Origin of the sequence: Neisseria sp. HMSC070A01, assembly GCF_001810165.1 — a bacterium.
In the GTDB taxonomy this organism is placed as follows: Bacteria; Pseudomonadota; Gammaproteobacteria; order Burkholderiales; family Neisseriaceae; genus Neisseria.
Map to the genome: position 1 here is coordinate 336,543 of NZ_KV800120.1, position 26,853 is coordinate 363,395.

The 26,853-nt window shown below is 53.1% G+C and carries 23 protein-coding genes, 1 tRNA gene, 2 pseudogenes and 1 riboswitch; of the genes and pseudogenes, 9 read left to right on the forward strand and 17 right to left on the reverse strand.

Annotated elements, in window-relative coordinates; all coding sequences use genetic code 11:
* The first annotated feature begins 69 nt into the window (after positions 1-69).
* From HMPREF2711_RS04725 to waaA, 5 genes are all read left to right on the forward strand, one after another.
* On the forward strand, positions 70-1,185 hold the full coding sequence (locus HMPREF2711_RS04725; RefSeq protein ID WP_003747935.1) for an ABC transporter substrate-binding protein: 1,116 nt from the start codon (positions 70-72) through the stop codon (positions 1,183-1,185).
* Between the two features lie 116 nt (positions 1,186-1,301).
* A complete protein-coding gene (locus HMPREF2711_RS04730) occupies positions 1,302-2,348 on the forward strand; it encodes a FecCD family ABC transporter permease (RefSeq protein WP_003747933.1) in 1,047 nt (348 codons plus the stop codon).
* A gap of 10 nt (positions 2,349-2,358) precedes the next feature.
* The gene (locus HMPREF2711_RS04735; protein ID WP_070615692.1) at positions 2,359-3,126 is read left to right on the forward strand and encodes an ABC transporter ATP-binding protein; all 768 of its coding nucleotides are present in this window, start codon (positions 2,359-2,361) and stop codon (positions 3,124-3,126) included.
* A gap of 164 nt (positions 3,127-3,290) precedes the next feature.
* Positions 3,291-3,722 carry a plastocyanin/azurin family copper-binding protein gene (locus tag HMPREF2711_RS04740; RefSeq protein WP_003747929.1) on the forward strand — a complete coding sequence of 144 codons (432 nt, stop codon included), beginning with the start codon at positions 3,291-3,293 and terminating at the stop codon, positions 3,720-3,722.
* A 138-nt stretch (positions 3,723-3,860) separates the two neighbouring features.
* Positions 3,861-5,123 (forward strand): lipid IV(A) 3-deoxy-D-manno-octulosonic acid transferase, encoded by a 1,263-nt coding sequence (gene waaA, locus HMPREF2711_RS04745; RefSeq protein ID WP_003747927.1) that lies wholly within the window; start codon positions 3,861-3,863, stop codon positions 5,121-5,123.
* Positions 5,124-5,470: 347 nt separating this feature from the next.
* On the opposite strand, the pseudogene HMPREF2711_RS11260 reads toward waaA, so the two are convergent.
* Both HMPREF2711_RS11260 and HMPREF2711_RS11265 read right to left on the reverse strand, forming a co-directional pair.
* Positions 5,471-5,839, reverse strand: a pseudogene (locus tag HMPREF2711_RS11260) (OPT/YSL family transporter); the annotation flags it as partial.
* Positions 5,840-5,845: 6 nt separating this feature from the next.
* Positions 5,846-6,082: pseudogene (locus HMPREF2711_RS11265) on the reverse strand (OPT/YSL family transporter); the annotation flags it as partial.
* 249 nt (positions 6,083-6,331) lie between these two features.
* Here HMPREF2711_RS11265 and HMPREF2711_RS04755 point away from each other — a divergent pair.
* The gene (locus HMPREF2711_RS04755) at positions 6,332-7,336 is read left to right on the forward strand and encodes a quinone-dependent dihydroorotate dehydrogenase (RefSeq protein ID WP_003747923.1); all 1,005 of its coding nucleotides are present in this window, start codon (positions 6,332-6,334) and stop codon (positions 7,334-7,336) included.
* Positions 7,337-7,393: 57 nt separating this feature from the next.
* Here HMPREF2711_RS04755 and rnhB read toward each other — a convergent pair whose 3' ends face one another.
* Positions 7,394-7,987: a ribonuclease HII gene (gene rnhB / locus HMPREF2711_RS04760; protein WP_036493965.1), complete on the reverse strand. Its 594-nt coding sequence runs from the start codon at positions 7,985-7,987 to the stop codon at positions 7,394-7,396.
* A 151-nt stretch (positions 7,988-8,138) separates the two neighbouring features.
* Between rnhB and HMPREF2711_RS04765 the strand changes: the two genes are divergently transcribed.
* A complete protein-coding gene (locus tag HMPREF2711_RS04765) occupies positions 8,139-9,284 on the forward strand; it encodes an FUSC family protein (protein WP_003747920.1) in 1,146 nt (381 codons plus the stop codon).
* 152 nt (positions 9,285-9,436) lie between these two features.
* Here HMPREF2711_RS04765 and HMPREF2711_RS04770 read toward each other — a convergent pair.
* Positions 9,437-9,513 (reverse strand) — tRNA-Met (locus HMPREF2711_RS04770).
* A gap of 109 nt (positions 9,514-9,622) precedes the next feature.
* Positions 9,623-9,722, forward strand: a riboswitch (TPP riboswitch).
* Between the two features lie 90 nt (positions 9,723-9,812).
* On the opposite strand from HMPREF2711_RS04770, the gene thiC reads away from it, so the two are divergent.
* Positions 9,813-11,702 carry a phosphomethylpyrimidine synthase ThiC gene (thiC, locus tag HMPREF2711_RS04775; protein ID WP_003747918.1) on the forward strand — a complete coding sequence of 630 codons (1,890 nt, stop codon included), beginning with the start codon at positions 9,813-9,815 and terminating at the stop codon, positions 11,700-11,702.
* Positions 11,703-11,796: 94 nt separating this feature from the next.
* On the opposite strand, the gene murJ is transcribed toward thiC, so the two are convergent.
* The 13 genes from murJ to frr all read right to left on the reverse strand — a co-directional run bounded on the left by murJ (position 11,797) and on the right by frr (position 25,938).
* The gene (gene murJ / locus HMPREF2711_RS11030) at positions 11,797-13,335 is read right to left on the reverse strand and encodes a murein biosynthesis integral membrane protein MurJ (protein ID WP_003747916.1); all 1,539 of its coding nucleotides are present in this window, start codon (positions 13,333-13,335) and stop codon (positions 11,797-11,799) included.
* A gap of 9 nt (positions 13,336-13,344) precedes the next feature.
* Positions 13,345-14,520, reverse strand: coding sequence for a lipid-A-disaccharide synthase (lpxB, locus tag HMPREF2711_RS11035; RefSeq protein WP_036493963.1), 1,176 nt, complete (start codon positions 14,518-14,520; stop codon positions 13,345-13,347).
* Positions 14,521-14,678: 158 nt separating this feature from the next.
* Entirely contained in the window at positions 14,679-15,455 is a 777-nt protein-coding gene (lpxA, locus tag HMPREF2711_RS04790) for an acyl-ACP--UDP-N-acetylglucosamine O-acyltransferase (protein ID WP_003747912.1), read from the reverse strand.
* Between the two features lie 75 nt (positions 15,456-15,530).
* A complete protein-coding gene (gene fabZ / locus HMPREF2711_RS04795) occupies positions 15,531-15,980 on the reverse strand; it encodes a 3-hydroxyacyl-ACP dehydratase FabZ (protein WP_003681704.1) in 450 nt (149 codons plus the stop codon).
* Between the two features lie 73 nt (positions 15,981-16,053).
* Positions 16,054-17,094, reverse strand: coding sequence for a UDP-3-O-(3-hydroxymyristoyl)glucosamine N-acyltransferase (lpxD, locus tag HMPREF2711_RS04800; RefSeq protein WP_003747910.1), 1,041 nt, complete (start codon positions 17,092-17,094; stop codon positions 16,054-16,056).
* A 101-nt stretch (positions 17,095-17,195) separates the two neighbouring features.
* Positions 17,196-17,705, reverse strand: coding sequence for an OmpH/Skp family outer membrane protein (locus HMPREF2711_RS04805; protein WP_003747907.1), 510 nt, complete (start codon positions 17,703-17,705; stop codon positions 17,196-17,198).
* Positions 17,706-17,816: 111 nt separating this feature from the next.
* Positions 17,817-20,219, reverse strand: a complete 2,403-nt coding sequence (gene bamA, locus HMPREF2711_RS04810; RefSeq protein ID WP_003747905.1) for an outer membrane protein assembly factor BamA — start codon at positions 20,217-20,219, stop codon at positions 17,817-17,819.
* Positions 20,220-20,222: 3 nt separating this feature from the next.
* Positions 20,223-21,563, reverse strand: coding sequence for an RIP metalloprotease RseP (gene rseP / locus HMPREF2711_RS04815; RefSeq protein WP_003747903.1), 1,341 nt, complete (start codon positions 21,561-21,563; stop codon positions 20,223-20,225).
* A 131-nt stretch (positions 21,564-21,694) separates the two neighbouring features.
* Positions 21,695-22,876 carry a 1-deoxy-D-xylulose-5-phosphate reductoisomerase gene (ispC, locus tag HMPREF2711_RS04820; RefSeq protein ID WP_003747901.1) on the reverse strand — a complete coding sequence of 394 codons (1,182 nt, stop codon included), beginning with the start codon at positions 22,874-22,876 and terminating at the stop codon, positions 21,695-21,697.
* 117 nt (positions 22,877-22,993) lie between these two features.
* A complete protein-coding gene (locus tag HMPREF2711_RS04825) occupies positions 22,994-23,743 on the reverse strand; it encodes an SIMPL domain-containing protein (protein ID WP_003747899.1) in 750 nt (249 codons plus the stop codon).
* Between the two features lie 33 nt (positions 23,744-23,776).
* Positions 23,777-24,571, reverse strand: coding sequence for a phosphatidate cytidylyltransferase (locus tag HMPREF2711_RS04830; protein ID WP_003747897.1), 795 nt, complete (start codon positions 24,569-24,571; stop codon positions 23,777-23,779).
* 5 nt (positions 24,572-24,576) lie between these two features.
* Positions 24,577-25,323: an isoprenyl transferase gene (locus HMPREF2711_RS04835; RefSeq protein ID WP_003747895.1), complete on the reverse strand. Its 747-nt coding sequence runs from the start codon at positions 25,321-25,323 to the stop codon at positions 24,577-24,579.
* Positions 25,324-25,380: 57 nt separating this feature from the next.
* A complete protein-coding gene (gene frr / locus HMPREF2711_RS04840; RefSeq protein ID WP_003747893.1) occupies positions 25,381-25,938 on the reverse strand; it encodes a ribosome recycling factor in 558 nt (185 codons plus the stop codon).
* A 577-nt stretch (positions 25,939-26,515) separates the two neighbouring features.
* On the opposite strand from frr, the gene HMPREF2711_RS11120 reads away from it, so the two are divergent.
* Positions 26,516-26,853 (forward strand): hypothetical protein (locus HMPREF2711_RS11120; RefSeq protein ID WP_168162758.1); only part of this gene is annotated, 338 nt, incomplete at its 3' end.

The following is a 26,853-nucleotide window of genomic DNA, read 5'->3' on the forward strand; positions in this document are numbered from 1 at the left end:
AAAAAGATTCAATACCTTGTAAATTTATAAAAAGATAATGGTTATCATAATATTTTAAAGGAATAATTCATGAGATTTACGCAATTTTCTGCTTTGATTGCCGCCGCAGCTTTATCAGTCGGCTCCGTATCCGCTTTTGCCAAACCGGTTCAGCTGACCGATACCGTCGGCCGTAAGGTAACCGTCGACCTGCCTGCCAAGCGCGTGGTTTTGGGCTTCTACTACCAAGACTACATGGCAATCGGCGGTAAAACCGCGCTGGACAACGTCGTCGGTTTCTCCAAAGCAGTTTGGGCCGACTGGGCGCCGCCAAGCTGGGCGGCATTCAGCAAAGCCGTGCCTAAACTGAATCAGCTGACCGACGTGGGCGAAGTGGAAGTCGGCACTTTCTCGATTGAGAAAGTATTGGCGCTGAAACCCGATTTGCTGGTTTTGGCCGAATGGCAATACAAGGCTTTGGGTTCCGATCTTGACCGCATCAACAAAGCCGGTATCCCCATCGTCGTGTTGGACTACAACGCGCAAACGGTCGCCAAACACGTTCAATCGACCAAACTCATCGGCACGCTGACCGGCCAGCAGCAAAAAGCCGACAAACTGGCGGCAGACTACAAACGCGTTGCCGACACCATCCAGGCGCGCGTGCAAAAAGCCAACCTGCCCAAGCCTAAAGTCTATGTCGAGTTCGGCAACAAAGGCCCTGCCGAGCACAGCGTTACCTTCGGCAAGAGCATGTGGGGTTCGATGGCGACACTGGTCGGCGGCAACAATATCGCCGCCTCTTCGGTCGAATTCTACGGCCCGATCAATCCTGAAAAAGTATTGGCTGCCAAACCTGACGTTATCGTGATTACCGGCCGTGAAACCGAATTGAAGAAAAACCCTGCCGCCATGGTGATGGGCTGGGGCATTCCGAAAGCCGAAGCGGAAAAACGCTTGGCCGGTTTTGCCAAACGCGCCGGCTGGGCCAACCTGCCTGCGATTAAAAACAACCGCCTCTACGCTGCCTACCACGCCAACTCGCGCACGCTGTCCGACAGCGCGTCGATTCAGTTTATGGCCAAAGCGATTTATCCGCAGTTGTTTAAGGATTTCAACCCTGAGAAAACCTATCTGGACTTCTACCGCCAAAACCTGCCGGTTGTACCGAACGGTACGTTCTACCTGTATCCGAAAGGACAATAAGGTAGTTTAGATTTTCAGACGGCCTTTTAAATCGGAAGGCCGTCTGAAATTTTTGCGGAAGAAAAAGGCAAACCCGTTCTCCCCTTTCACAACACTCTTTTTTAAAGGTTTGAAACATGAATGATTCGGTTGTCGCCGAGATTGTGAAAAACCAGCGCAAGTTGGAAAGCAAGCGTTGGTTGATTGTTTTGATGTTTTTAATCATCGCGGCGGTCAGTTTCCTATTCGACATCGCCACCGGCCCGGCGATGACGGACACACTGCCGGTCGGCGAAGTGGTCAATGTTTTGCTGGGCAAACCCGAAGTCGATGAAATGAACCGCCTGATTGTGATGGATTTGCGCCTGCCGATTGCGGTAATGGCGCTGGTGGTCGGTGCGGCTTTAGGCGTCGGCGGTGCGGAAATTCAAACGCTCTTGAACAACCCGATGGCCAGCCCTTATACGCTGGGCTTGGCGGCGGCGGCAGGTTTGGGCGCGTCGGTGGTGATTGCGTTCGGCGGTTTCGGGTTGCCTGAAACAGTAGCCGTCCCCATTGGTGCGTTTGTGATGACCATGCTGGCTTCGGGCATCTTGTTTCTGTTTGCCTCGGCGCGCCGCTTCAACTCGGCGATGCTGGTGCTGGTGGGGATTGCGCTGTTGTTTCTGTTTCAGTCGATTTTGTCGCTGATTCAATTTATTGCCGCGCCTGAGATTTCGCAGCAGATTCTGTTTTGGCTGTTCGGCAGTTTGACCAAGGCGACTTGGGAGACGGTCATCGTTACGGCGGCGGTTACGGCGGTATGCGTGTTTCTGCTTTCGCGCGACGTGTGGAAGCTGACCGCGTTGCGCTTGGGCGAGGAACGCGCCGTCGGGCTGGGCATCAATCTGCAACTTTTGCGCCTGAAAACGCTGGTGTTGGTGGCGGTGATGACGGCGACGGCAATCAGTTTCGTCGGCGTGATCGGCTTTATCGGCTTGGTCGCGCCGCATGTGGCGCGGATTCTTTTGGGCGAAGACCAACGTTTCTTCCTGCCCGGCGCAATGCTGGCGGGGGCGGCGTTTTTATCGGTGGCGAGCGTGTTGTCCAAGGTAATTATCCCCGGCGCGCTGTTTCCGGTCGGCATCGTTACGTCGTTTGTCGGCGTGCCGTTCTTCTTCTGGATTGTATTAACGAAACGATAGGCCGTCTGAAATGTTGAAACTTGAAAACGTACACATCCGGCGCGGCGATTATGTGGTCGCCGACAGTATCGATTTGACGCTGGAACAAGGCAAAGTCTATTCCGTGCTCGGCCCGAACGGCACGGGCAAATCCTCGCTGATGAAAACGATTTTCGGCGAAGTGGCGCACAAAGGCACCATCCGCTACGGCGACGAAATGTTGAGCAAAATCCACCTGCAAAGCTGGCGCAAACGCATAGGCTATATGTCGCAGGACACCGCCGCCGAAGCCTCGCTGACCGCGCTGGAAGTCGTGCTGCTCGGCCGCATGGACGCGCTGCACATGCACGTCGGCGACGAACTGCTGCACGAAGCCGCAAGTATCATGGCGGAGCTGGGCATCGGCCACTTGGCGCACCGCGACGTCATGCGGCTTTCCGGCGGACAGCGGCAGCTTGTGATGTTTGCCCAAGTCATGCTGCGCCGCCCCGAAATCCTGATGCTGGACGAACCGGTCAGCGCGCTGGATATGCACCACCAGTTGAACCTCTTGGAGCGCGTGGTGCAATACACGCACGAACACAATCTGGTTACGCTGATGGTCTTGCACGATTTGAGCCTCGCCGCGCAGTTTTCAGACGGCGTGATTTTGCTCGGCGAAGGCAAAGTACAGGCGCAGGGCGCGCCGCAGGACGTGTTGCAGGCGGACATGATAGGTAGGCTATATAAAGTGGATATCGAACTCTTATACGACAGCAAGGGCCTGCCCGTTATCCGCCCGATGCGGCAGAGTGCGTAACTTAACCGTTTCTGAAATGTCGGATTGAGCATCCAGTCTGCGCTCTCCCTGCAACTTATCCCCTCTCCCGCGGGAGAGGGTTAGGGAGAGGGCGGTAAGCCCAAGGCTTGCCTCTCCGACTCATCAGCCCGACCCATATTTTTATCCTTAGAAAGGACTCCCCCATGAAAAAATCCCTCTTCCTCCTCATGCTGACCGCTTCCCTCGGCGCATACGCCGCCAACCACGAAGTTAAAATGCTCGACAACGGCAAAGACGGCAGCATGGTGTTCGAACCCGGCTACGTCAACGCCAAAGTCGGCGACACTGTTACCTTCAAAGCCGCCAACAGCGGACACTGGGTGCAAAGCAAAGCCCTGCCCGAGGGCGTTGCCGACTTCCTCTCCGAAGACGGCAAAGACTTCACCCTCAAACTCGACAAGGAAGGCGTATACGTCTATACCTGCCCGCCGCACCGCATGATGAACATGAGCGGCGTGATTCAGGTCGGCAAGCCGGTGAACAAAGCCAAAGCGCAAGCCGTTGTCGATGAAATGGAAAACCGCGCCATGCAAAGCAAAGGCCGTCTGAAAAAATATATGGCGCAAGTGAAATAAACGCGTTTATGCCTGCATTAAAGGCCGTCTGAAACCTTTCAGACGGCCTGTTTCCTTTGCGTAAAACACGCATCAAAGCTATATCTTCCGTTTCAGTTTCCGATAAAATAGGCCTATTCCGACACAAGACCCGTAAGCATGATACGCCGCCTTTACGCCACGCTGTGGCACCTCGCCCCCTTCCTGATCCGCCGCCACCTGCGCCGCCGCGCCCTCAAATCCCCAGCCTATCTCGAGCATTGGGACGAGCGTTTCGGGCAGACGTATCCCAATCCCGTGCAACGCCCGATTTGGATACACGCCGTATCCGTCGGCGAAACGCGTGCGGCCGAACCTTTGGTGCAGGCATTGCGCCGCCATTTTCCCGACTCGCCGTTTCTGATTACCCAAATGACGCCGACCGGCCGCGCCACCGCGCAATCCCTGTTCCCCGATGCGCAATGCCGTTACCTGCCCTACGACAAATCCGAATGGGTCGCCCGATTTTTAGCCGAACACCGCCCCATCTGCGGCATTTTGATGGAAACCGAAATCTGGCCCAACCTGATGCACGGCTGCAAAGAAGCAGGCATTCCCCTCTTTCTGGCCAACGCGCGCCTCTCCGAAAAATCCCAACGCGGCTACCTCAAAATCCGCAAACTGGTCGAGCCTGCCATGCAGACCCTCTCCGGCTGCTTTGCCCAAACCGCCGCCGATGCCGAACGCCTGCACCTGATCGGCGCGTCCAACGTCCACGTCTGCGGCAACACCAAATACGACATCGCGCCCCCCGACGACCTGCGTCCGCTTGCCGCCGCCTTTAAAGAACGCATCGGCGCACGAGCCGTCGTCGTCTGCGCCAGCACGCGCGTGTACAAAGGCACAGACGAAGCCGAGCTGCTCCTCAAAGCATGGCAGGGCTATCGCGGCAAAGCCTTGCTGGTCATCGTCCCGCGCCACCCTGAAAACTTTCAGACGGCCTACGATACCGCCAAATCGCTTGGTTATACCGTGCAAAAACGCAGCGACGGACAACCCGTTTCCCCCAATACACAGGTTTGGATAGGCGACAGCATGGGCGAACTTGCCGCCTACTATCTCAGCGCAGACATTGCCTTCGTCGGCGGCAGCCTCGTCGATGCCGGCTGCCAAAACATCATCGAACCCATCTCCTGCCGCGTCCCCACCCTCTTCGGCTACTCCAACTACAACTTCGCCCAAGCCTGCAAAGGCGCAGTCGAAGCCAAAGCCGCCGTCCGCGTCGAAACCACCGAAGCCTGGTACAGAACCACGCGCCAATACCTCGACGACGAAACGCTGCGCCAACAGCTGATCAACCACACCGAGCAATTCATTTCGCAACATCAAGGTGCCAGTGCCAAAATTGCCAAAGCGATTGCAGATTGTTTGAATCAGCGTTAAACAATAAAAAACCGCCTGTTCATGACAAACAGGCGGAAACTGAAAAACAGTTTTTTGTTTTCAGCCGTTTAATTGACTAAGAGCAGGAACAGGGTTAAGATAATCCTAACGACTGTCCGCAGTCTCAGTCATGAACGACCCGTGCGAGTGGTATGTTTCATGATTGAAACCATCCTTTCTAGGGCGGTTTCAGCACAAAGCCCCACTGCAATGGGGCTTTTTTGCTACCAGCCCCGCAACAATTATACCCAAACTTCCTAAAATCATTCCAAACAAATTTCCACTGAAAAGGCCGTCTGAAACCCCAATGTTTTGAGTTTCAGACGGCCTTTTCTCAACCTACAAACTTAACGTCCTGCTTTCAACACGCGACGTGCAAACACGAACATACCGAAGACAAAAAACGCCAAGCCCAGCCATTTGGCGGCCGTATCCCAGTTTTCCAGGTTCAGGGCCAAAGGTGCATCCGAACCGCCGTTGGTAACGGAGAAGGCAATGATAAACGCCATAATCACACCGATCAGGCTCTCGCCGACAATCAAACCGGCGGAGAACAGCGTACCGATACGTTCCGCATTTTTCAGACGGCCTTCACGGTTTTCCTGACGGCGGGCGATGACGGATTTCAACACCGCCGCCAATACCGCGCCGATTACAATCGGCATATTCACAGACGGCGGCAGGTAAATGCCCATGCCCACGGCCAATACCGGCAGCGTACCCGCGGCCGAAGCCTGAGTCTGCACCATATTATTTTCCAAAATATTGCTGCCTTTAAAAAACTTCAAAACCGCCATCGAAATCACCGCAGCCGGAATCGAAGACGCAAAAGTCAGGCCCACCTTCAAGCCCAAATACACATTGGATGCCGTAAAAATCACCGTAATCAACGCGCCGAGAATTATCCCCCGCAACGTCAGCTCACGGAAACTCGCATAAGGATCAACCGCCTGTTTCATAGAAATATTCCTGTATCAGGTAAACAATCGAACCGGAAACTTTTCAGACGGCCTTGTGCCACACAAAGGCCGTCTGAAAAACAACCGTCTTATTGCCATTGTAATGAACTATCCGAATACACGCAAAAGCCCTATTTATTTTCATTTGCCGCCAAACCATAAAATCATATCGATACAGACGTTTGGGGCAGTTTGACGGTTTCAGGTAAAATAACGCCAAATTCATCAACCGTTCAGAAAGCCGCCGTCATGTATTCACTCGTCCGCCCCATCCTGTTCCGTTTCGATGCTGAAAAGGCCCATCATTTCACGCTCAACAGTTTGCGTACCGCCGAAAAACTCGGCCTGCTGCCCAAAGTGGACAGCCACACCCGGCCAACCGAGCTGATGGGTTTGCAGCTGCCCAATCCGGTCGGCTTGGCGGCAGGTTTGGATAAAAACGGTGAGTGCATCGATGCGTTTGCCGCTTTGGGTTTCGGCTTTGTCGAAATCGGTACGGTAACGCCCAAGCCGCAGCCGGGCAATCCGCAGCCGCGCCTTTTCCGCGTTCCCGAACACCAAGGCATCATCAACCGCATGGGTTTCAACAACCACGGCATCGATGCGATGATCCGCAACATTGAAAACAGCCGCTTTAAAGGCATTTTGGGCATCAACATCGGTAAAAATGCCGTTACGCCAATTGAAAACGCGGCCGACGATTATCTGATTTGCCTGGAAAAAGCCTACGCCCACGCGAGCTACATCACGGTCAATATTTCCTCCCCCAATACGAAAAACCTGCGCGCCTTGCAAGGCGGCGACGAGTTGAGCGCATTGTTGGAAGCCTTGAAAAACAAACAGGCGCAACTGGCGGCCGCGCATGGCAAATATGTGCCGCTGGCGGTTAAAATCGCGCCGGATTTGGACGAAGCGCAAATCGGCGACATCGCCCATGTGGTCAAATCCGTAGAGATGGACGGCATCATCGCCACCAACACGACCATCGACAAATCCAGCTTGGGCAGCCATCCGCTCGCAGGCGAACAAGGCGGCTTGAGCGGTTTGCCCGTGCGCGAGAAAAGCAATCAGGTGTTGAAACTTTTAGCGGAACGCATTGATGGCAAACTGCCGATTATCGGCGTCGGTGGCATCATGAATGGCGCGGACGCGGCAGAAAAAATCCGCTTGGGTGCCAGTGCGGTTCAGGTGTACAGTGGTTTGATTTATCGCGGCCCTGAATTGATTAAAGAGTGTTTGGCTGCGTTGAAATAATACTTTTCCAAAAATAAGGCCGTCTGAAATCTTTCAGACGGCCTTTTGATATGCTTTTCATTCTTCAAACAGATTGCCTTGTGCCAATAAGGTTTTGACCGGTGCGAAATCGCGGCGGTGTTCCGGCAAGACGCCGTATTGTTTCAACGCGGCCAAATGTTGCGCCGTGCCATAACCTTTGTGGCGGTCAAACCCGTATTGCGGATAGCGTTTCGCCAATTCATACATTTCCGCATCACGCGCGGTTTTGGCCAAAACCGAAGCGGCGGAAATCTCGATGATTTTGCTGTCGCCTTTGACCACGGCTTCGGCAGGGACATTCAAATCTTTCGGCACGCGGTTGCCGTCTATCCACACTTTGTCGGGTACGACCGACAGCCCCTCGATGGCGCGCTTCATCGCGGCCATGGTTGCGTGCAGGATGTTCAGTTGCAGGATTTCGTCGGGGTCGGCAAAAGCAATGCTCCACGCAACCGCCTGCTCCTTAATCATCTGCGCCAACATATCGCGCTTTTTTTCGCTCAGTTTTTTTGAGTCGGTCAAACCCGGCAAATCAAAATGTTCCGGCAAAATCACTGCCGCCGCAAATACGCTGCCGACCAAAGGGCCGCGTCCCGCTTCATCCACGCCTGCACTTAAAACCGTCGCCATTTCTTCACCGCCTGTCTGATTCAAAACCGCCATATCCGCTTGCGGCAGATAAAATCCGCAATAGGACAAGCCGTTGGGGATCAGTTCAAATTTCATCTGCTTTACCAATCAGTTATAATTTACATCCCCACATACCGATACGTCTTACAACATGCCTGCCCAATCCGAACGCCTCCATTTTTCCGAACGCTGGCTCAACGCCTACGAACGCTACCGCTATCGCCGCCATATCCACGCCTTCCGCCTCGGCTTGGCAATCGTGTTTTCCACCCTCTTGGCCAAAGTCTTCCATCTGCAACACGGCGAGTGGATCGGCATGACCGTCTTTGTCGTCCTCGGCATGCTGCAATTCCAAGGCGCGATTTACTCCAAAGCAGTCGAACGCATGCTCGGCACGGCCATCGGTTTGGGCGTCGGTTTGGCCGTTTTATGGTTGAACCAGCATTATTTGCAAGACGGCGTTTTCTTCTATCTGATTATCGGTGCCGCCAGCGCAGTGGCCGGTTGGTCTGCGGTCGGCAAAAACGGCTATGTCGCCATGCTTGCCGGTTTGACCATGTGCATGCTCATCGGCGACAGCAGCCACCACTGGCTCGACAGCGGCCTGATGCGCGCCATGAACGTTTTGATTGGTGCCGCCATCGCCATTGCCGCCGCCAAACTCCTGCCCCTGCGCTCCACACTCATGTGGCGCTTCATGCTTGCCGACAACCTCACCGACTGCGCCAAAATGATTGCCGAAATCAGCAACGGCAAGCGCATGACGCGCGAGCGTTTGGAACAAAACATGATTAAAATGCGCCAAATCAACGCCCGCATGGTCAAAAGCCGCAGCCATCTGGCCGCCACATCCGGCGAAAGCCACATCAGCAACAATATGATGGAAGCCATGCAGCATGCCCACCGCAAAATCGTCAACACCACCGAGCTGCTCCTGACCACCGCCGCCAAACTGCGCGCGCCCACGCTCAACGAAAGCGAAATCCGCCTGCTCGACCGCCACTTCAACCAACTCCAACGCGAGCTGCGCCTGACCGTCCGCCTCATCAAAGGCCACTACGCCCGCCGCATCCGCATCGATACTTCGCTCAATACCGAACTAAGCAAACCGGCCGCCCGCCTGCATTACGACTGGCAAGGCTTCCTCTGGCTCAGCACCAATATGCGTAACGAAATCGCCGCATTGGTCATTCTATTGCAACGTTCGCGCAATAAATGGTTGGACAAAAAAGAATTGCAACGCCTGAAAGAACACCTGCGCAACGACAACAAGCCCAAATCGGAAGAGGCCGTCTGAAAAAAGGCCTGTCGTATTTTTACCCAAACCCCGCCGCAAGACAGCAAAAGGCCGTCTGAAACCCAATGGTTCAGACGGCCTTTCCATCAATTCATCCGCAATAAATGCCGCATAAAGCAAAACCCCCTGCGATTGCAGGGGATTTTTATATTTGGTTGCGGGAGCAGGATTCGAACCTACGACCTTCGGGTTATGAGCCCGACGAGCTACCATGCTGCTCCATCCCGCGTCAGAAGTTGTAACTATACAGAAAGGCGAAATTGCTGTCAAGCGTTTTTGACAGAAAATATCCAAACGTTGCTTTACAAAAAACCGGCCGCGTGGTTTAATTTTCGTTAATAAAGAAACAGGGGTGCTGCTTTCAAACCGAGCGGCTGAGAAATACCCTTTACACCCGAACAGGATAATACCTGCGTGGGGAGTTTCGGCAAATGTGATTTTAGACGGATTGAAGATATCCGCAAGGCCGTCTGAAAAAAAGCAATGCTCCTGTTTCCATTTCATAACCGAGAAACAGGAGCAATTTTTATGACTACCGCTAAAAAAACCGGCGATGAGGCGCGCCGTCTTTCCGACTTGAGCGAAGACATCGGCATCCGCTTCCAATATCCCAACTCTGACCGCGTCTATATCCCGGGCAGCCGCGCCGATATCCGCGTGCCTTTGCGCGAAATCCGTCAGGACGACACCTACACGGCGCAAGGTACGGAAGCCAATCCGCCGATTCCGGTGTACGACACCAGCGGCGCATACGGCGATCCGGCGGCACACATCGACTTGAAACAAGGGTTGCCGCACGTCCGCACTGCATGGCTGGACGAACGCAGCGACACCGAAATCCTGCCCAAGCTCTCCAGCGAATACGGCACCGAACGCGCGCACGATCCGAAAACCGCCCATCTGCGTTTCAACCAAATCACCCGTCCGCGCCGCGCCAAAGCAGGCCGCAACGTAACCCAGCTTCACTACGCCCGCCAAGGCATCATCACGCCGGAAATGGAGTTTGCCGCCATACGCGAACGCATGAAGCTAGACGAGCTTTTCAGACGGCCTGAATACTCCAAACTCTTGAAACAACACGCAGGGCAAAGTTTCGGCGCGAACATCCCGACTCATCCCGACCAAATCACGCCCGAATTCGTGCGCCGAGAAATCGCCGCCGGACGCGCGATTATCCCCGCCAACATCAACCACCCCGAACTCGAACCGATGATTATCGGCCGCAACTTCCGCGTCAAAATCAACGGCAATTTGGGCAACTCCGCCGTCACTTCCAGTCTGACTGAAGAAGTCGAAAAAATGGTGTGGTCGCTGCGTTGGGGCGCGGATACGATTATGGATTTGTCCACCGGCGCGCACATCCACGAAACGCGCGAATGGATTATCCGCAACGCGCCCGTCCCCATCGGCACCGTGCCTATTTATCAGGCTTTGGAAAAAACCGGCGGCATCGCCGAAGATTTGACTTGGGATTTGGTGCGCGACACCTTAATCGAGCAGGCAGAACAAGGCGTGGACTATTTCACCCTGCACGCAGGCGTATTGCTGCGCTATGTGCCGATGACGGCCAACCGCCTCACCGGCATCGTATCACGCGGCGGCTCCATCATGGCGAAATGGTGCCTTGCCCACCATCGGGAAAACTTCCTCTACACGCATTTCGACGAAATCTGCGAAATCATGAAAGCCTACGACGTGTCGTTCAGCCTCGGCGACGGCCTGCGCCCCGGCTGCATTGCCGATGCCAACGACGAATCCCAATTTGCCGAATTGCACACCTTGGGCGAATTGACCGCCAAAGCGTGGGAACACGACGTCCAAGTCATGATCGAAGGCCCGGGCCATGTGCCGTTGCAACGCGTCAAAGAAAACATGACCGAAGAGCTGCAACACTGCTTTGAAGCACCTTTCTACACCCTCGGCCCGCTCGTTACCGACATTGCCCCCGGCTACGACCACATCACCTCGGGCATAGGCGCGACCAATATCGGCTGGTACGGCACAGCCATGCTCTGCTACGTTACCCCGAAAGAGCATCTCGGCCTGCCCGATAAAGAAGACGTGCGTACCGGCATCATCACCTACAAACTCGCCGCCCACGCCGCCGACCTCGCCAAAGGCTGGCCGGGTGCACAATTACGCGATAACGCCCTGAGTAAGGCGCGTTTCGAGTTCCGCTGGCGCGACCAATTCCGCTTAAGCCTCGACCCCGAACGCGCCGAGAGCTTCCACGACGAAACCCTGCCTGCCGAAGGAGCAAAAATCGCCCACTTCTGCTCGATGTGCGGCCCTAAATTCTGCTCGATGAAAATCACGCAGGAAGTGCGCGACTACGCCGACAAGCAAAAAGCCCAACGGCAGGGCATGGAAGAAAAAGCGATTGAGTTCGTCAAAAAAGGGGCGAAGCTTTACAGTTAAAACGTAAAGCAAGAAAAGGCCGTCTGAAAATGTTTCAGACGGCCTTTTTTTTAGCGAATAGTCTTGAAGCCAAAGCAATACGCCCTCTGGCTGCTTATTTTTCTACCCTGCGGAAATGGTGCGGACGGAAGCCGAGCGCGGCGAGGGAAACGAAGTAGAGGCCTCCACCCAAGGCAATCAGAATGCAGAGTTGGCCTGCTTTTTTAAAGCCGCCGACGTGCACCCATTCAAACGGCAGATAATATTGCGCCAGCCACAAACCGCCGCCCATGACGACCAAAGAGATGGCCATTTTGACCAAAAACGCAGCCCAACCTTTGCCGGGGCGGTAGATGCCATGTTTGCGCAAAAGGAAAAACAACAAACCTGCATTCAGACACGCGCCCAAACCGATAGCAAGGGACAGGCCGACGTGTTTGAGCGGCGAAATGAAGGCGAGGTTCATCAACTGCGTGCAAATCAGTGTGAAAATAGCGACTTTAACAGGAGTTTTGATGTTTTGACGCGCGTAGAAGCCGGGCGCCAACACTTTAATCATAATCAGACCGATCAAGCCGAAGGAATAGGCAATCAGCGCATATTGGGTCATTTGCGCATCGTGCAGCGTAAATTCACGGTACATGAACAAGGTCGTAACCAACGGGAAAGACAACACGGCAAGGCCGACGGCGGCAGGCAGGGTCAGCAGCATGCACAGGCGCAAACCCCAGTCGAGCAGACCGGAAAACTGCTCGGTATCCTGACTGGCTGCGTGTTTGGACAAGGTAGGCAACAAAATTGTACCGAGTGCCACGCCCAAAACGCCGGTCGGTAATTCCATCAGTCGATCGGCGTAATACATCCACGACACGCTGCCAGACTGCAAAAACGAGGCAAAAATGGTGTTGATAACCAAGGAAATCTGCGCCACGCTCACGCCCAAAATAGCCGGCCCCATCTGTTTCATTACGCGGTTGACCGCCGCATCTTTAAAGCTGAGTTTGGGCATTTTCAAGAAGCCCAGTTTCGCCAACCAAGGCAGTTGGAACACCAGCTGCAACACGCCGCCGACAAACACCGCCCACGCCAACGCCATAACAGGCGGATCGAAATACGGTATGAAAAACAGGGAAAAGACGATAAAGGAGATGTTTAAAAATGTCGGCGTAAAAGCAGGGATACCGAATTTATGATAGGAATTGAGTATCGAACCGACAAAAGAGGATAGTGAAATCAATAAAATATAAGGAAACGTTACCCGCAGCAGGTCGATGGAAAGCTGAAACTTATCAGCATCTTTGGCAAAACCGGGCGCGGAAACATAAATCACCCACGGCGCAGCAAGTATGCCCAGCGCGGTAACGATGACCAACACAAACGACAACATACCGGCTACATGACGCACAAACGCCTGCGTGGCTTCGGGCGAGCGGGTTTCTTTGTATTCTGCCAAAATCGGTACAAAGGCTTGGGCAAATGCGCCCTCTGCAAACACACGCCGCAGCAGGTTGGGCAGTTTAAACGCGACAAAAAACGCATCCGTCGCCATGCCTGCACCAAACGCACGGGCAATAATCGTATCGCGCACAAAGCCCAAAATGCGCGACACCATCGTCAGGCTGCCAACCTTGGCCAAGGCTCCCAATAAATTCATGTATTTTCCTTACTTGTCTTTCAGGCCGTCTGAAAATCCTGCTTCTTCCAATACTGCCGCCGCCGCCAATGCCGCCGTATCTTTTTTCAACAGCAGATGCAAGGCGTGGAAATCCTGTTCCAACGCGGCCACGGCTTCAGGGCGGTCATACCAGTCTGCAACGGCCTGCGCCAGTTTTTCAGGGACGGCATCGTATTGCAGCAGCTCGGGAACGGCGGCTTTACCCAACAGAATATTGGGCAGACCGACATGCGGCACTTTGATTTTGTTTTTCACATACGCATAAGTCAGCGGTGAAATCTTGTAGCTGATGACCATAGGCCGCTTGCACAAGGCCACTTCCAAAGTCGCCGTACCGCTGGTGACCAATACCACGTCGGCAGCGGTGCAAACCGTATCCGACTGCTTGTCGGTCAGCGTGATGGGAAGGGCGGCAAATTCAGGCTGCGCCAAAATTTCGCTAATGCGTTTGCGCGTTGCGGCCGTCGCCACAGGCAGTAAAAACCGTGCCTGCGGATAACGTTTCAGCAGCAACAAGGCCGTCTGAAAAAACACCGCCGCCATGTAATCGATTTCACTCACGCGGCTGCCGGGCAAGATGGCAAATACGGGTACGTCCGCAGGTACACCCAGCTTCTGCCGTGCCGCCGCCCTATCCGCTTCCACGGGCATGGTTTGCGCCATCGGATGGCCGACAAACTCAGCCTTGCCGCCGGCATCGATATAAAGCTGAGGCTCCATCGGAAACAGGCACAACACGCGGTTGACCTGATGTACGATTTTATTGACCCGTTCGCGCCGCCACGCCCAAACCGACGGGCTGACGTAATGAATGGTATGAATGCCTGCCTGCTTGAGTTTTTCCGCCACGCCGAGATTAAAGTCCGGCGCATCGATGCCGATAAACACATCCGGCTTGAGGCGGAGCAAATCGTTTACCAGCCCTTTGCGGATTTTCAAAATCTGCGGCAGGCGTTTGATGACCTCAACAAAACCGCGCACCGCCAGCTTTTCCTGATCGTACAAACTCTCGAAACCCTCCGCCTTCATGCGCTCGCCGCCGATGCCGGTAAACCGCGCGTTCGGGCAACGCGCCTTAATGGCACGGATTAAGTGTGCGCCGAGCAAGTCGCCGGAAGCTTCGCCGACGCTGATGGCAATAAGGGGGGAAGGATTGGAATTCATGTGTTGAGGTTTAAAAGCTAAAAGATTTTGGGCAGACATTTGCCCGCCCGTTTTCAGACGGCATCGGCGGCAAACAGACAGGAAACCTGCCCTACTGCGCGGATTTTTGCAATCCAAAGGCCGTCTGAAAAGGTTTCAGACGGCCTTCAATCCATCCATCAACGGATAATGCCGCGTGTGGATTGTGCAAAAAAGTCTTTAAATACCGCCAATTCGCTTTGGGTTTCGGCGCGTTTCAGAATGTCCGCCTTGGCTTCTTCAAACGGAATGCCGCGATGGTAAATGGTTTTATACGCATCTTTGACGGAGGCAATCTGTTCGGCAGTGAAACCGTTGCGGCGCATACCTTCGCTGTTGAGGCCGGCCGGTTCGGCGCGGTAGCCTGCGGCCATGAAGTACGGCGGTACGTCTTTGTGTACGCCGGCGGCAAACGCGGTCATGGCGTAATCGCCGATTTGGCAGAATTGGAACACCAGCGTGTAGCCGCCCAAGACGACGTAGTCGCCGATGGTAACGTGGCCTGCGAGTGAGGCGTTGTTGGCGAAGATGGTATGGTTGCCGACCACGCAGTCATGGGCGAGGTGGCAGTAGGCCATAATCCAGTTGTCGTCGCCGATACGGGTTTCGCCGATGCCGGTAACCGTACCGAGGTTGAACGTCGTAAATTCGCGGATGGTGTTGCCGTTGCCGATAATCAGCTTGGTCGGCTCGTCGCGGTATTTTTTGTCCTGCGGAATTTCGCCGAGGCTGGCAAATTGGAAAATGCGGTTGTTTTCACCGATGGTCGTATGGCCGTTGATGACGGCATGCGGACCAATTTCGGTATTCGCACCGATTTGCACATTAGGGCCGATGATGCTGTACGGGCCGACTTTGACACTGGAGTCGAGTTCGGCTTTTGGGTCGATGACGGCGGTCGGATGGATAAGGGTCATGCTGTTTCCTTGCTGTCTGATACAGGTATTGCCTGCAAGATGCCGTCTGAAGCTTTCAGACGGCCTGTCCCATTCTTACACCACGCGTTTGGCGCACATAATCACGGCTTCAACGGCAACTTGGCCGTCGACTTTGGCAACGGCGTTGAATTTGCCGATACCGCGTTTGTTGGTCAACAGCTCGACTTCAAAAACCAGTTGGTCGCCGGGGATGACTTGGCGTTTGAAACGGGCGTCGTCGATACCGGCGAAGAAGAAGAATTCGTTTTCTTTGCGGCCGCCTTCGCTGAGGATGGCGAGTGTACCGCACGCTTGCGCCATGGCTTCGATAATCAGCACGCCGGGCATCACGGGCAGGTCGGGAAAGTGGCCTTGGAACTGCGGCTCGTTCATGGTCACGTTTTTAATCGCAGTCAGGGTTTTCATCGGTTCGAACGCGGTAATGCGGTCGAGTTGCAAAAACGGATAACGGTGTGGGATAAGTTTTTGAATGTCTTTGGCTTCGATCGGGAGTTGTACGTCCATGATGTTCGTCTTTCCTTGTTTGTATTGGGTTTAAACGTATTCGGATGCGGGGCGCGGACTGTTTGCGCCGCCTTTAAGCTTCGTTGCTATCGTCAAGCTGTTTTTCCAGCGTTTTGAGGCGTTTGTTCATTTCGCTCAAGCGGTGGATATAAACGGCATTGCGCGCCCAGTCTTTGTAGCCCGACATCGGGAAAATACCGGCCAGATGCTGGCCGCTTTCGGTAATGCTGTGGGTAACGGATGTACCGCCGCCGATGGTGGTTTTATCGGCGATTTCGATGTGTCCGACCGTGCCGACGCCGCCGCCGATAATGCAATAATTACCGATGGTGACGCTGCCGGAAATACCGGTTTTGGCGGCGATAACAGTGTGCGAACCGATTTTGCAGTTGTGGCCGATTTGGACTTGGTTGTCGATTTTGGTGCCGTTGCCGACGGTCGTGTCGCTCATCGCGCCGCGGTCGATATTGGTGTTCGAACCGATTTCCACATCATCGCCCAGCGTGACTGCGCCGGTTTGCGGAATTTTAAACCATGAATCGCCGGCAAAGGCCAAGCCGAAACCGTCTGCGCCGATGACGGCGCCGCTGTGGATTTCGACACGGTTGCTCAAAGTGCAGCCGTAATAGATGACGGCGTTGGGATGCAGCACGACTTCATCGCCCAACGTGCAATCGTGTTGGACAACGGCATTGGCCAAAATACGGCAGCCTTCGCCCAATACGGCATTCGCGCCGATATAGGCATTTGCGCCGATTTCGCAGCTTGCCGGCACTTTGGCGCTGGCCTCGACAACAGCAGTCGGATGTACGCCGCCCTGTGCTTTGACAATCGGCGAGAACAATCGTGCCACTTTGGCAAAATAAAGATAAGGGTCGGCAGCCACAATCAGGTTGCGGCCTGCAAATTCGTCTGCGGCTTTCGGCGACACAATCACTGCGCCTGCCCGGCTGTCGTGTACTTCGGCTTTGTATTTCGGGTTGGCCAAAAAGCTGATGTGTTCCGCCTGCGCCTGATCCAACGGACGGACGGCGGTAATGGCGATGTCTTCGCCTTTCCATTCGCCGCCGAGTTGGGAAACGATTTGGGACAGGGTGTATGCTTGTGAAGTCATGATAATCTGCCGTCAAGATGTCAGGCCGTCTGAAAGATGCCGGTTTGGGTTTCAGACGGCCTTAGGTTTGTCTGTATGGTCACATTCGCTGCCGAGCAGGGTCAGTGTGCATTTAGGGCTTTGATAACGCTGTCGGTAATGTCGTAGCGGCCGTTGACGTAAATCACGTCCTGCAAGATGAAGTCGTAACCTTCGCGTTTGGCCAAATCGACGATGACGCGGTTGGCATTTTGCTGGAGCGCAGCGAATTCTTCATTGCGGCGCAGGTTGTAGTCTTCTGCCAACTCGGCCTGCTGCTTGCGGAATTTTTGTACCAGATTGCGCCATTTTTGGGTTTCCGCTTCCCTTTGGCTGTCGCTGAGCTTGTCGCTACTCAGTTTTCGCTCCAAAACCTCGCCTTCCTGCTGCAGCTTTTGCAAGGCGGTTTGACGGCTTTTGAACTCTTTTTCCAAAGTCGTCTGAATGCTTTGCGCCTGCTTGGATTCCTGATAAACGCGCTCGGTATTGATAAAACCGATTTTCTGCACGCCATCCGCCGCCGCTTGCGGCAACAGCACGAAACCCGGCAGGGCTACAGCGAGGACACGGAGGGTGTCGGCTATTTTACTCATGATAAAAATCCTTGCTTGAAAACAGACGGGCGGTTGGCAATAAGCCTGCCGCCAATCTGCCATGAGGCCGTCTGAAACGGACAAACCCGGTTTCAGACGGCCTAAACATCATCAGAATGTCGTACCGAGTTGGAATTGGAAGCGTTGGATTTCGTCGCCTTCTTTTTTCTTAATCGGATAAGCATAACTGAACTTCATCGGACCCAGCGGAGAGAGCCAGGTCACGGCAGCACCGGCAGAGTAACGCAATTCGTTTTTGAATGTCGATTTGTGCGTTTTGCCTACGCCGTACACGTTTTGGAGCGCGCCATTGGTGTAATAAGTATTGCTGCTGCTGTTGTCGTAGGTTTTGTCGTCCCACACGCTGCCCGCATCGGCAAACAAGCTCAGACGGACGGTACGCGAGTCTTTAATGCCCGGCATCGGGAAGAGCAACTCTGCGGAAACGTTGGCTTTTTTGTTACCGCCGTAGCTGATTTTCTCGCCGTATTCGTCATAGACTTTCGGGCCCAGCGTACCGCTTTCAAAGCCGCGGACAGAACCTAAGCCGCCGCCGTAGAAGTTTTCAAAGAACGGCATGGTTTTGGTTTTACCGTAGCCGTTGCCATAACCGACTTCGCCACCCAGCATCAATGTGAAATCTTTGCTCAACGGGAAGAACCAAGTTTGGTTATGGGTCAGGGTATAGTATTGCAGGTCGCTGCCCGGCAGTGCGATTTCGCCGTTTACGCCGGTCAGGTAACCGCGGGTCGGCCACAAGGCATTGTCGGTTTTGTTGCGGCCCCAGCCGATGGTGCCTTTGTACAACCAGCCTTTGAAGTTACCCACGCCGTTGCCGTTGCCTTTACCGTATTGGTTGATAAAGTCGGCATAGCGTTTAGGTGCGCCTTTGTAGGTATTCACGGTCAGACGTTCCGCGGCCAGGCCGAAGTTCACACGGTCATATTCGGTAACCGGAATACCGATACGCAAACCGCCGCCGAAAGTCGTGGTTTTATATTGTTTCGCGCTGGAAGAAGCTTTACGCGGGTCGTAAGTCTTGCCGTAAATATCGTAACCCAAGCTTACGCCGTCCGGTGTGAAGTATGGGTCGGTAAACGACAACGAACCGTTTACTGTGGTTTTACTGCGGGAAGCACGCAGGGCAACGGATTTACCCGTACCGAACAGGTTGTCTTGAGCCACGCCGGCAGACATTACCAAACCGGTATCCTGAACCCAACCTGCGCTCAAGTCGAGCGAGCCGGTCGAACGTTCGGTCAGGCTCATGTTCAGGTCAACTTGGTCGGGGGTATTGGCCACAGGAACGGCATCAAATTGAACGTTGTCGAAGTAGCCCAACAACTCAACGCGCTCTTTGGAACGTTGCAGTTTGGCAGAATCGTAAGGCGCCGATTCCATTTGGCGCAACTCGCGGCGGATGACTTCGTCGCGGGTTTTGTTGTTGCCGGTAATGTTGATTTCGTTTACATAGATTTTGCGGCCCGGTTGGACGGTCAGCACAAAATCAACGGTATGCGTTTCGGCATTGGGAATCGGTTGGACATTGATTTCGCTGAATGCGTAACCCGCCTGACCCATGCGGTTTTGGATGGCTTCGAGCGAATTGGACATTTGCGCGCGCTCGTACCATTTGCCCGGCTTCATGGTCAGCAGTTTTTCCAAATCTTCTTTCGGCACTTCCAGCGTATCGCCTTCGATGCGTACATTGCCCCAGCGGAAGCGGTCGCCTTCGCTGACGGTTACTTTAATGGTCTGCTTGGTTTTGTCTTCGTTGGTTTGGATGTCGGTATCCAAAATACGGAAGTTGAAGTAGCCGTTGTTTTGGTAGTAATTGGTGATTTTTTCCATGTCCTGAGCAAATTTTTGCTCATTGAACTGGTTGCTCTTGGTCACCCAAGTCCACATGCCGCCTTCGCTCAGGGACATTTGTTTCAGCAGGCGGCGGTCGGAATAAACTTCGTTGCCTTCAAAGGAAATATCGGTAATCTTGGTAGATTTGCCCTCTTCGATGGCAATATCGATAGACACACGGTTGCGGGCGAGTTTGGTGACGGTCGGCGTGATTTTGACCGACTGTTTGCCTCGGCTCAAATACTCTTCTTTCAAACCGGCAACGGCTTGGTTCAGCGTTGCTTGGTTGAAGTATTGGGATTGCGCCAAACCGAAGGCTTCAAGGTTTTTCTTGATGGCATCGTTTTGCAGCATTTTCGCGCCGGTAATATTGAGCGAGCTGATGGTCGGACGCTCAATTACGGTCAGCAGGACTTGATTGTCCATGGTCTCGACGCGTACGTCGTCAAAGAAACCGGTTGCGTAGAGTTTTTTGATGATTTCTTCACTGCGCGCATCATTGAAATTATCACCGACTTTAACGGGCAGGTAGTTGAAGACGGTACTCGGCTCGGTGCGTTGCAGGCCTTCGACGCGGATGTCCTGAATGGTAAAGTCAGCCAATGCCAAGGGAGACAGGCTCAATACCATTAAAGCGGAAGCAATCTGGTTCAGTTTCATAAATTATCCAAACAAACGGTTGATGTCATTAAAGAAAGCCACAGCCATCATCAAAAGCATGGCTGCCAGTCCGAAGCGCAGGCCGACTGCCTGTATGCGCTCGCTCAAAGGCTTTCCGCGTATCCATTCGGCGGTATAGAAAACCAGATGTCCGCCGTCTAAAACGGGTACGGGCAAAAGGTTCAACACGCCTAAGCTGATGCTGACCAAGGCCAGAAATTCGAGGTAGCTCTGCAATCCGAGTTTGGCGGACTGTCCGGCGACATCGGCAATGGTCAGGGGGCCGGAAATATGGTTCAAAGAGGCATTGCCCGTAACCAGTTTTCCGAAAAATTTGAGGGTCGTCCACGAATAGTTGACGGTTTTGTTCCAACCCAATTCAAAGGCTTGGGCAACGGAAGGCGTATAACGGTAGCGGATGGTTTTATCCCACTCTTTATCCGCTTGGGCGGCAAGCCCGGCCCTACCCACCAGCACGCCTGCCGACTGCTCGACGCTGTCCGGCCGGATAGCGGTTGCCAGCACTTTGCCGTCGCGCTCGTAAGTCAGTTCGATTCGTTGGCCGGGGCTGGCGCGGAAGAGTTCCGTCCATGCCTGCCAGCTTTCGATGGGCTTCCCATCGGCGGTCAGCAGCTTGTCGTTTTCCTTCAAGCCTGCTTTTTCGGCCGGACTATCAGCCAAGACTTTGCCGATGCGGTTAGTAATTCTAAAAGGCAAAAGGCCGATGTTGCCTTGGTTTTTCGCAACTTTACCTGCTTCAGGCGTGCCGGCGGCATCAATTATGCGGACGGCTTGGGTATTTGAGGCCGTCTGAACGGCGACTTTTACAGGACCGGCTTCAAGGTTCAACACCATCTCGGTTTGCGCATCGCTCCAGTCTTTTACGGCGATTCCGTTGACCGATACAATCTTATCGCCTGCCTGAAAACCTGCTTTGGCGGCAATACTGGCAGGCTCGACCATGCCGACATAGGGGCGCAACTCGGTTACGCCGAAGGAAAAGCTCAAACCGTAAAGCAAAACGGCCAAAATCAAATTGGTCAAAGGACCGGCGGCGACAATGGCGATGCGCTTGGCTGGATGCTGTTTGTCAAAGGCGTAGGGCAAATCTGCTTCTGCCACCTCGCCTTCGCGCGTATCGACCATTTTAACGTAACCGCCCAGCGGAATCGGGGCGAGACACCACTCGGTATCGCCGCGTTTTCGGGTGAAAAAGGGCTTACCGAAGCCGACGGAAAAGCGCACGACTTTAACGCCGCACCAGCGGGCAACAATATAGTGTCCGAACTCATGCAGGCTGACCAAAATCAGAATGGCGACGATAAAGGCTAAAAAGGTTTGCAAAAAAATCCCCTGGGTGGAATGTGATAATCAACGGATAAGGCCGTCTGAAAACCGATTATAAAGGCAGTTGTTCCATTTTGTCTGCCTAAATGCCAAGCGGTTGGCGTTTCAGACGGCCTGTCATTGAAGCTTTATTGTTTGCCGATAAAGACTTCTGCCTGTCTGCGTGTTTGCGCGTCTTGCGCCAGCAGGCTTTCAATATCATGATGGCCGTCTGAAAAATCTTGGGCAAGGCAGTGGGCCACAACTTGGGCAATATCGGTAAACTTGATACGTTTATCTAAAAAAGCGGCTACGGCCACTTCGTTTGCGGCGTTCAACACGCAAGGCGCGGCGCCGCCTGCATTCATGGCCTGATAGGCAAGTTTCAAACATGGGAAACGGTCAAAGTCAGGCTTTTGAAAGGTCAACGCGGACAATGCGCCGAAATCCAGCTCGCCCACGCCGGAATCGATGCGTTCGGGCAGGCCCAAGCAATAAGCAATCGGCGTACGCATATCGGGATTGCCCAACTGCGCCAATACCGAACCATCGCGATAACGCACCATGCTGTGTATCACGGATTGCGGATGGATGACGACTTCCAGTTTTTCCGGCGGACAGTTAAACAGCCAATGCGCCTCAATCAATTCCAAGCCCTTATTCATCATTGACGCGGAATCGACGGAAATTTTGCGCCCCATGCTCCAATTCGGATGCTTGACCGCCTGCTCGGGCGTGATGCTGTCAAATGTACTTAAATCGGTGTTAAGGAACGGGCCGCCCGATGCAGTCAGGATAATCGAATTGATACCGTGCTCATTCAGACGGCCTGCGTAATCCCTTGGCAATACTTGGAAGATGGCGTTGTGTTCGCTGTCAATCGGCAAGACGGTGGCACCGTTTTGACGGGCGGTTTCCATGAACAATGCGCCGGAAACCACCAGCGTTTCTTTGTTGGCCAGATAAATGGTTTTGCCCTTTTGAGCGGCGGCCAAAGCCGAGGGCAAACCGGCCGCGCCGACAATGGCACACATCACGCCGCTGACTTCATTGGCAGAGGCGACATCAATCAGGGCTTGAGCACCATATAAAACCTGCGTATCGATACCTTCTTGTTTGAGTTTCTTTTCCAGCTCGGCCGCATGGCCGGCATCGCCGACAACGGCATATTCCGGGCGGAACTGTTTGCATTGCGCCGCCAGCTTGTCCACCTGCCTATGCCCTGCCAGCGCGAACACGCGGAATTTTTCGGGATGGCGGGAAACAACGTCCAAAGTGCTTTCGCCTATGCTGCCGGTACTGCCTAATATGGTCAGAACTTGTTGTGTCATGGTGTGTTCTTTGTGTGCTGTGCAAACGGTATTCATTGTGTTTGAAATAGATTTCTTTGCCGTTTCCAATTTTCAGACGGCCTTTTGCCTACCGGCTAAACAGGCCGTCTGAAAGAATTACTCAATGCCGTATTCGATGGTAACAACCAGTCGGACTTGTTTGCCGACAGTGCTTTTATCGTAAGAACCGCCGTACTCGTCGTCCTCGCTACTGCCGGTGTCGGCATAGATGTTGAACGAGCCTTGCGAAGCAGAACGCATGGCGCCCACTTTGCCGCCGCCGGTTTTGGCAAATTCGGCCGCGCGTTTCTGCGCATCCTCAGTCGCCTGCGTAATCAAATCGCGTTTGATGGTTTCCAAATTGCCCAGCAAATATTGCGGATTGTCGAAGCGGATGAATTCGTTTTGCGCACGGAAATTCAAAATGGCGCGCTGGGCGGCTTGGATTTTGTCCAGTTTTTTGGTGTTGACCACAATATTGAGGTCGCCGTCGTAGCCGTTGGGCGTGCGGGTTACGTTGCCCAGTTCGTCGCGGGTTTCATTGAAAACGCGCGACACTTCAGGCAGGCCCACTTTCATTTCAGCAGCCGTAAAGCCTTGCTCGCCCAAAAACTTAGACAGCTTTTTGCGTCTTGCCGTCAGCAAATCCAAAACTTCCTGATAGCTCTCGCCGTGCGCGTTCACACCCGTATTCCACGTCGCGCTGTCGGATTGGAAGTTTTTCTCCGCCAAACCTTTTACGGTAATCGTCCCCGGTTGGCGCAGATTCTTAAACTGCACGCCCAAAATAAACGCCGCAGCCATCAATCCCAGTGCCAACAATACGCCCAAAATCGATAAAGATGAAATCTGTTTTTGTTCGGACATAATCAGCTCCTCCAGCCATGTGAGACAGGCGGTTTAAAACAAATATACAAAGGCGGCATAAATGCTGATAACGGCAATCAGGCTGTCCACACGGTCGAACACGCCGCCGTGCCCCGGCAGCAGATTGCTGCTGTCTTTGATACCGGCCGCACGTTTGAGCCAGCTTTCCAGCAAATCGCCGCACACGCTGACTACGGTCAGAATCAAGCCGATCAAAATCGTTTTGAACCAACCGGCTTCAAAAGCCAGCCAACCGGCTTTCCATACGATGGTCATGTACACGGCAACGCATAATGCACCGCCGATCGCACCTTCCCAGCTTTTACCCGGGCTGATGGTCGGCGCAATTTTGCGCTTGCCAAACGACTTACCGCAGAAATACGCGCCAATATCGGCCACCCACACCAAGCCCATAATCGCCAATAAAGACAGCGCGTCTTCAGGCTGAGGGCGCAGGTAAACCAGTGCGAACCAAAACGGCATCACCAACAACCAACCGACCGTGTAAGCCTGCCAGCCGCCGTTTAGCTTCCATTTCGCTTTCAGCCACCAAGGCATGACAATCAGCCAAAATGCCAATACGACACACCAAACCAAATTGGGCAACTGCCAACCGCCGGCATAGGCAATCACACCAAACACCAGCGTTGACGCCAAATAATGATTGATTTTCAGCTTGTCCAAGCCGCTCATGCGGGCATATTCCCACAAAACCAACATAGCAATCAGGCCGCAAAACGCCGCCCACAGCCACATAGGTGCATAAAACAGCATACCCAGCATCAGCGGCAAGAGCCACAGCGCCGTTAAAATCCGTTGTTTCAACATAATTCTCAACCCCGTTGCTGCTCAAGCGGCAGCTGTTCGGAAGTCCGCCCGAAGCGGCGTTCCCGTTTTTGGAACGAAACAATCGCCTCGTTCAGCGATTTCTCATTAAAATCAGGCCACAGCGTATCCGTAAAATACAATTCCGCATACGCCATCTGCCACAGCAGGAAATTACTGATGCGCGTCTCACCGCCGGTGCGGATAAACAAATCCGGCTCGGGTGCATCGCCCAACATCAAATAGCGCGACAACGCCTCTTCCGTAATCTCAGTCACACCCTCGGCAATCAACTGATTTGCCGCCTGCAAAATATCCCAGCGGCCGCCATAATCGGCGGCAATGCTCAAAGTCAAACCGGTATTGTTTGCCGTCAACGCCTCGGCCGCCTCAATCCCCTTCAGGATTTCAGCATTAAACCGCTCACGGCTGCCGATGACTTTCAAGCGCATATTGTTATCGTGCAAACGGCGCACCTGCTTTTGCAAAGCCTGCAAAAACAGCCCCATCAGAAAAGAAACCTCCTCCTCGGGGCGTCGCCAGTTTTCAGTCGAAAAAGCAAACACGGTCAAATACCGCACACCCAGCTCAGCACAATGCTTCACCATGTTCTCCAGCGCATCCAAGCCACGCTTATGCCCCATCACACGGGGAAGAAAACGCTTCTTTGCCCAACGTCCGTTGCCGTCCATAATCACAGCAATATGTCGGGGGATGGCAGAGTGTTCCAAAATCGTCTGCGTACTGCTTTTCATGTCTGCCTTTCAGGGAGCAAACCGTCCAAAAGCCGTCTGAACGGTTTGCACACAGGATTAAATCGCCATCAAATCTTCTTCTTTGGCAGCCAAGAGCTTGTCTGCCTCAGCAATGTATTTGTCGGTCAACTTCTGAACCGCTTCCTCGCCGCGGCGGGCTTCATCTTCAGAAATTTCTTTGTCTTTCAACAATTTCTTGATGTGGTCGTTTGCATCACGGCGCACATTGCGGATAGACACACGGCCCTCTTCCGCCTCACCGCGTACCACTTTGATCAAATCTTTACGGCGTTCCTCAGTCAGCATAGGCATAGGGACACGGATCAAATCGCCGACAGAAGCAGGGTTCAGGCCCAAGTTAGAATCACGGATCGCTTTCTCGACTTTTGAAGCCATATTGCTTTCAAAAGGTTTCACACCGATCGTACGCGCATCCAAAAGCGTTACGTTTGCCACTTGGCTCACAGGCACCATGCTGCCCCAGTATTCCACTTCCACTTGGTCAAGCAGGCCGGTATGCGCACGGCCGGTACGCACCTTAGCCAAGTTTTCTTTCAATACTTCCAGAGAACGCTGCATTTTGCCTTCAGCTGTCTTTTGAATATCATTAATCATCTTATACTTTCAATTTCATAGGAATAAAACAGGATTAACCGAGAATAGTACCGTTAAACCGCCCTCACGACAAGGCTTTACGCCCCAACAGCCTTGTTTTCTAACCGATATTTAACATCAAACAAAATAAAGGCCGTCTGAAAATCTTTCAGACGGCCTTTATCGTTTCAAGCAACTACATCAACTCGGCCTTTTCCTGAATTTATTTGGAAACTAAGCTTCTATCTTGAGACCATTGTTTCCATCCACACAAAGAACGAATTTTATTGCTAATAGATATAAACAACTCTACTCTTTTCAATCGAAATGAATTTCCTCGGGAAATATACCGATAATCGGTTATAATGACCGATTATCTAAATTGATTAAACATATCAAATAACTGTAGCATTGAATTTACTATGTTACAATGTTTGCAAATGTTACACATAACTACGTAAAGAAATCTCGATATGAGATTTCTTTTTAATCACTTTTAAAGACTTATATTTCATTCAACCATTGAGAGATAAAAAATGAAAAAAGCCTTTTCTATCTTTTCCATCAGTCTTCTGACTCTAAATACGGGGTATTAATTATGCGAAAACTTATTTTTACAGTTCTATTCATCCTCCCCTCTTTTTCTTTGGCTGGAAACTTACATTGTAAAAAGCCCGTAGAAGAAATGATTGGGGAAAGCCAAAGATGCTTTTACCAAGGGGGACTAAGCGATGCCATTACTGCTTTTAGCAAATATTCTGCTCAATGGAATAAAAAGAAAGGTGAGTCCATCCCTTTTCTTTGGTTTCCCATTTTAAAAAACGGCATACCCAAAACAACCGTAACAATGGCACAATTACCAAAATCTCGTTCTGTAACGCCTTTCTCAGAAACTAAAGACTATCCTTTGGAGACCATTGTTGCCGGTATTGAATG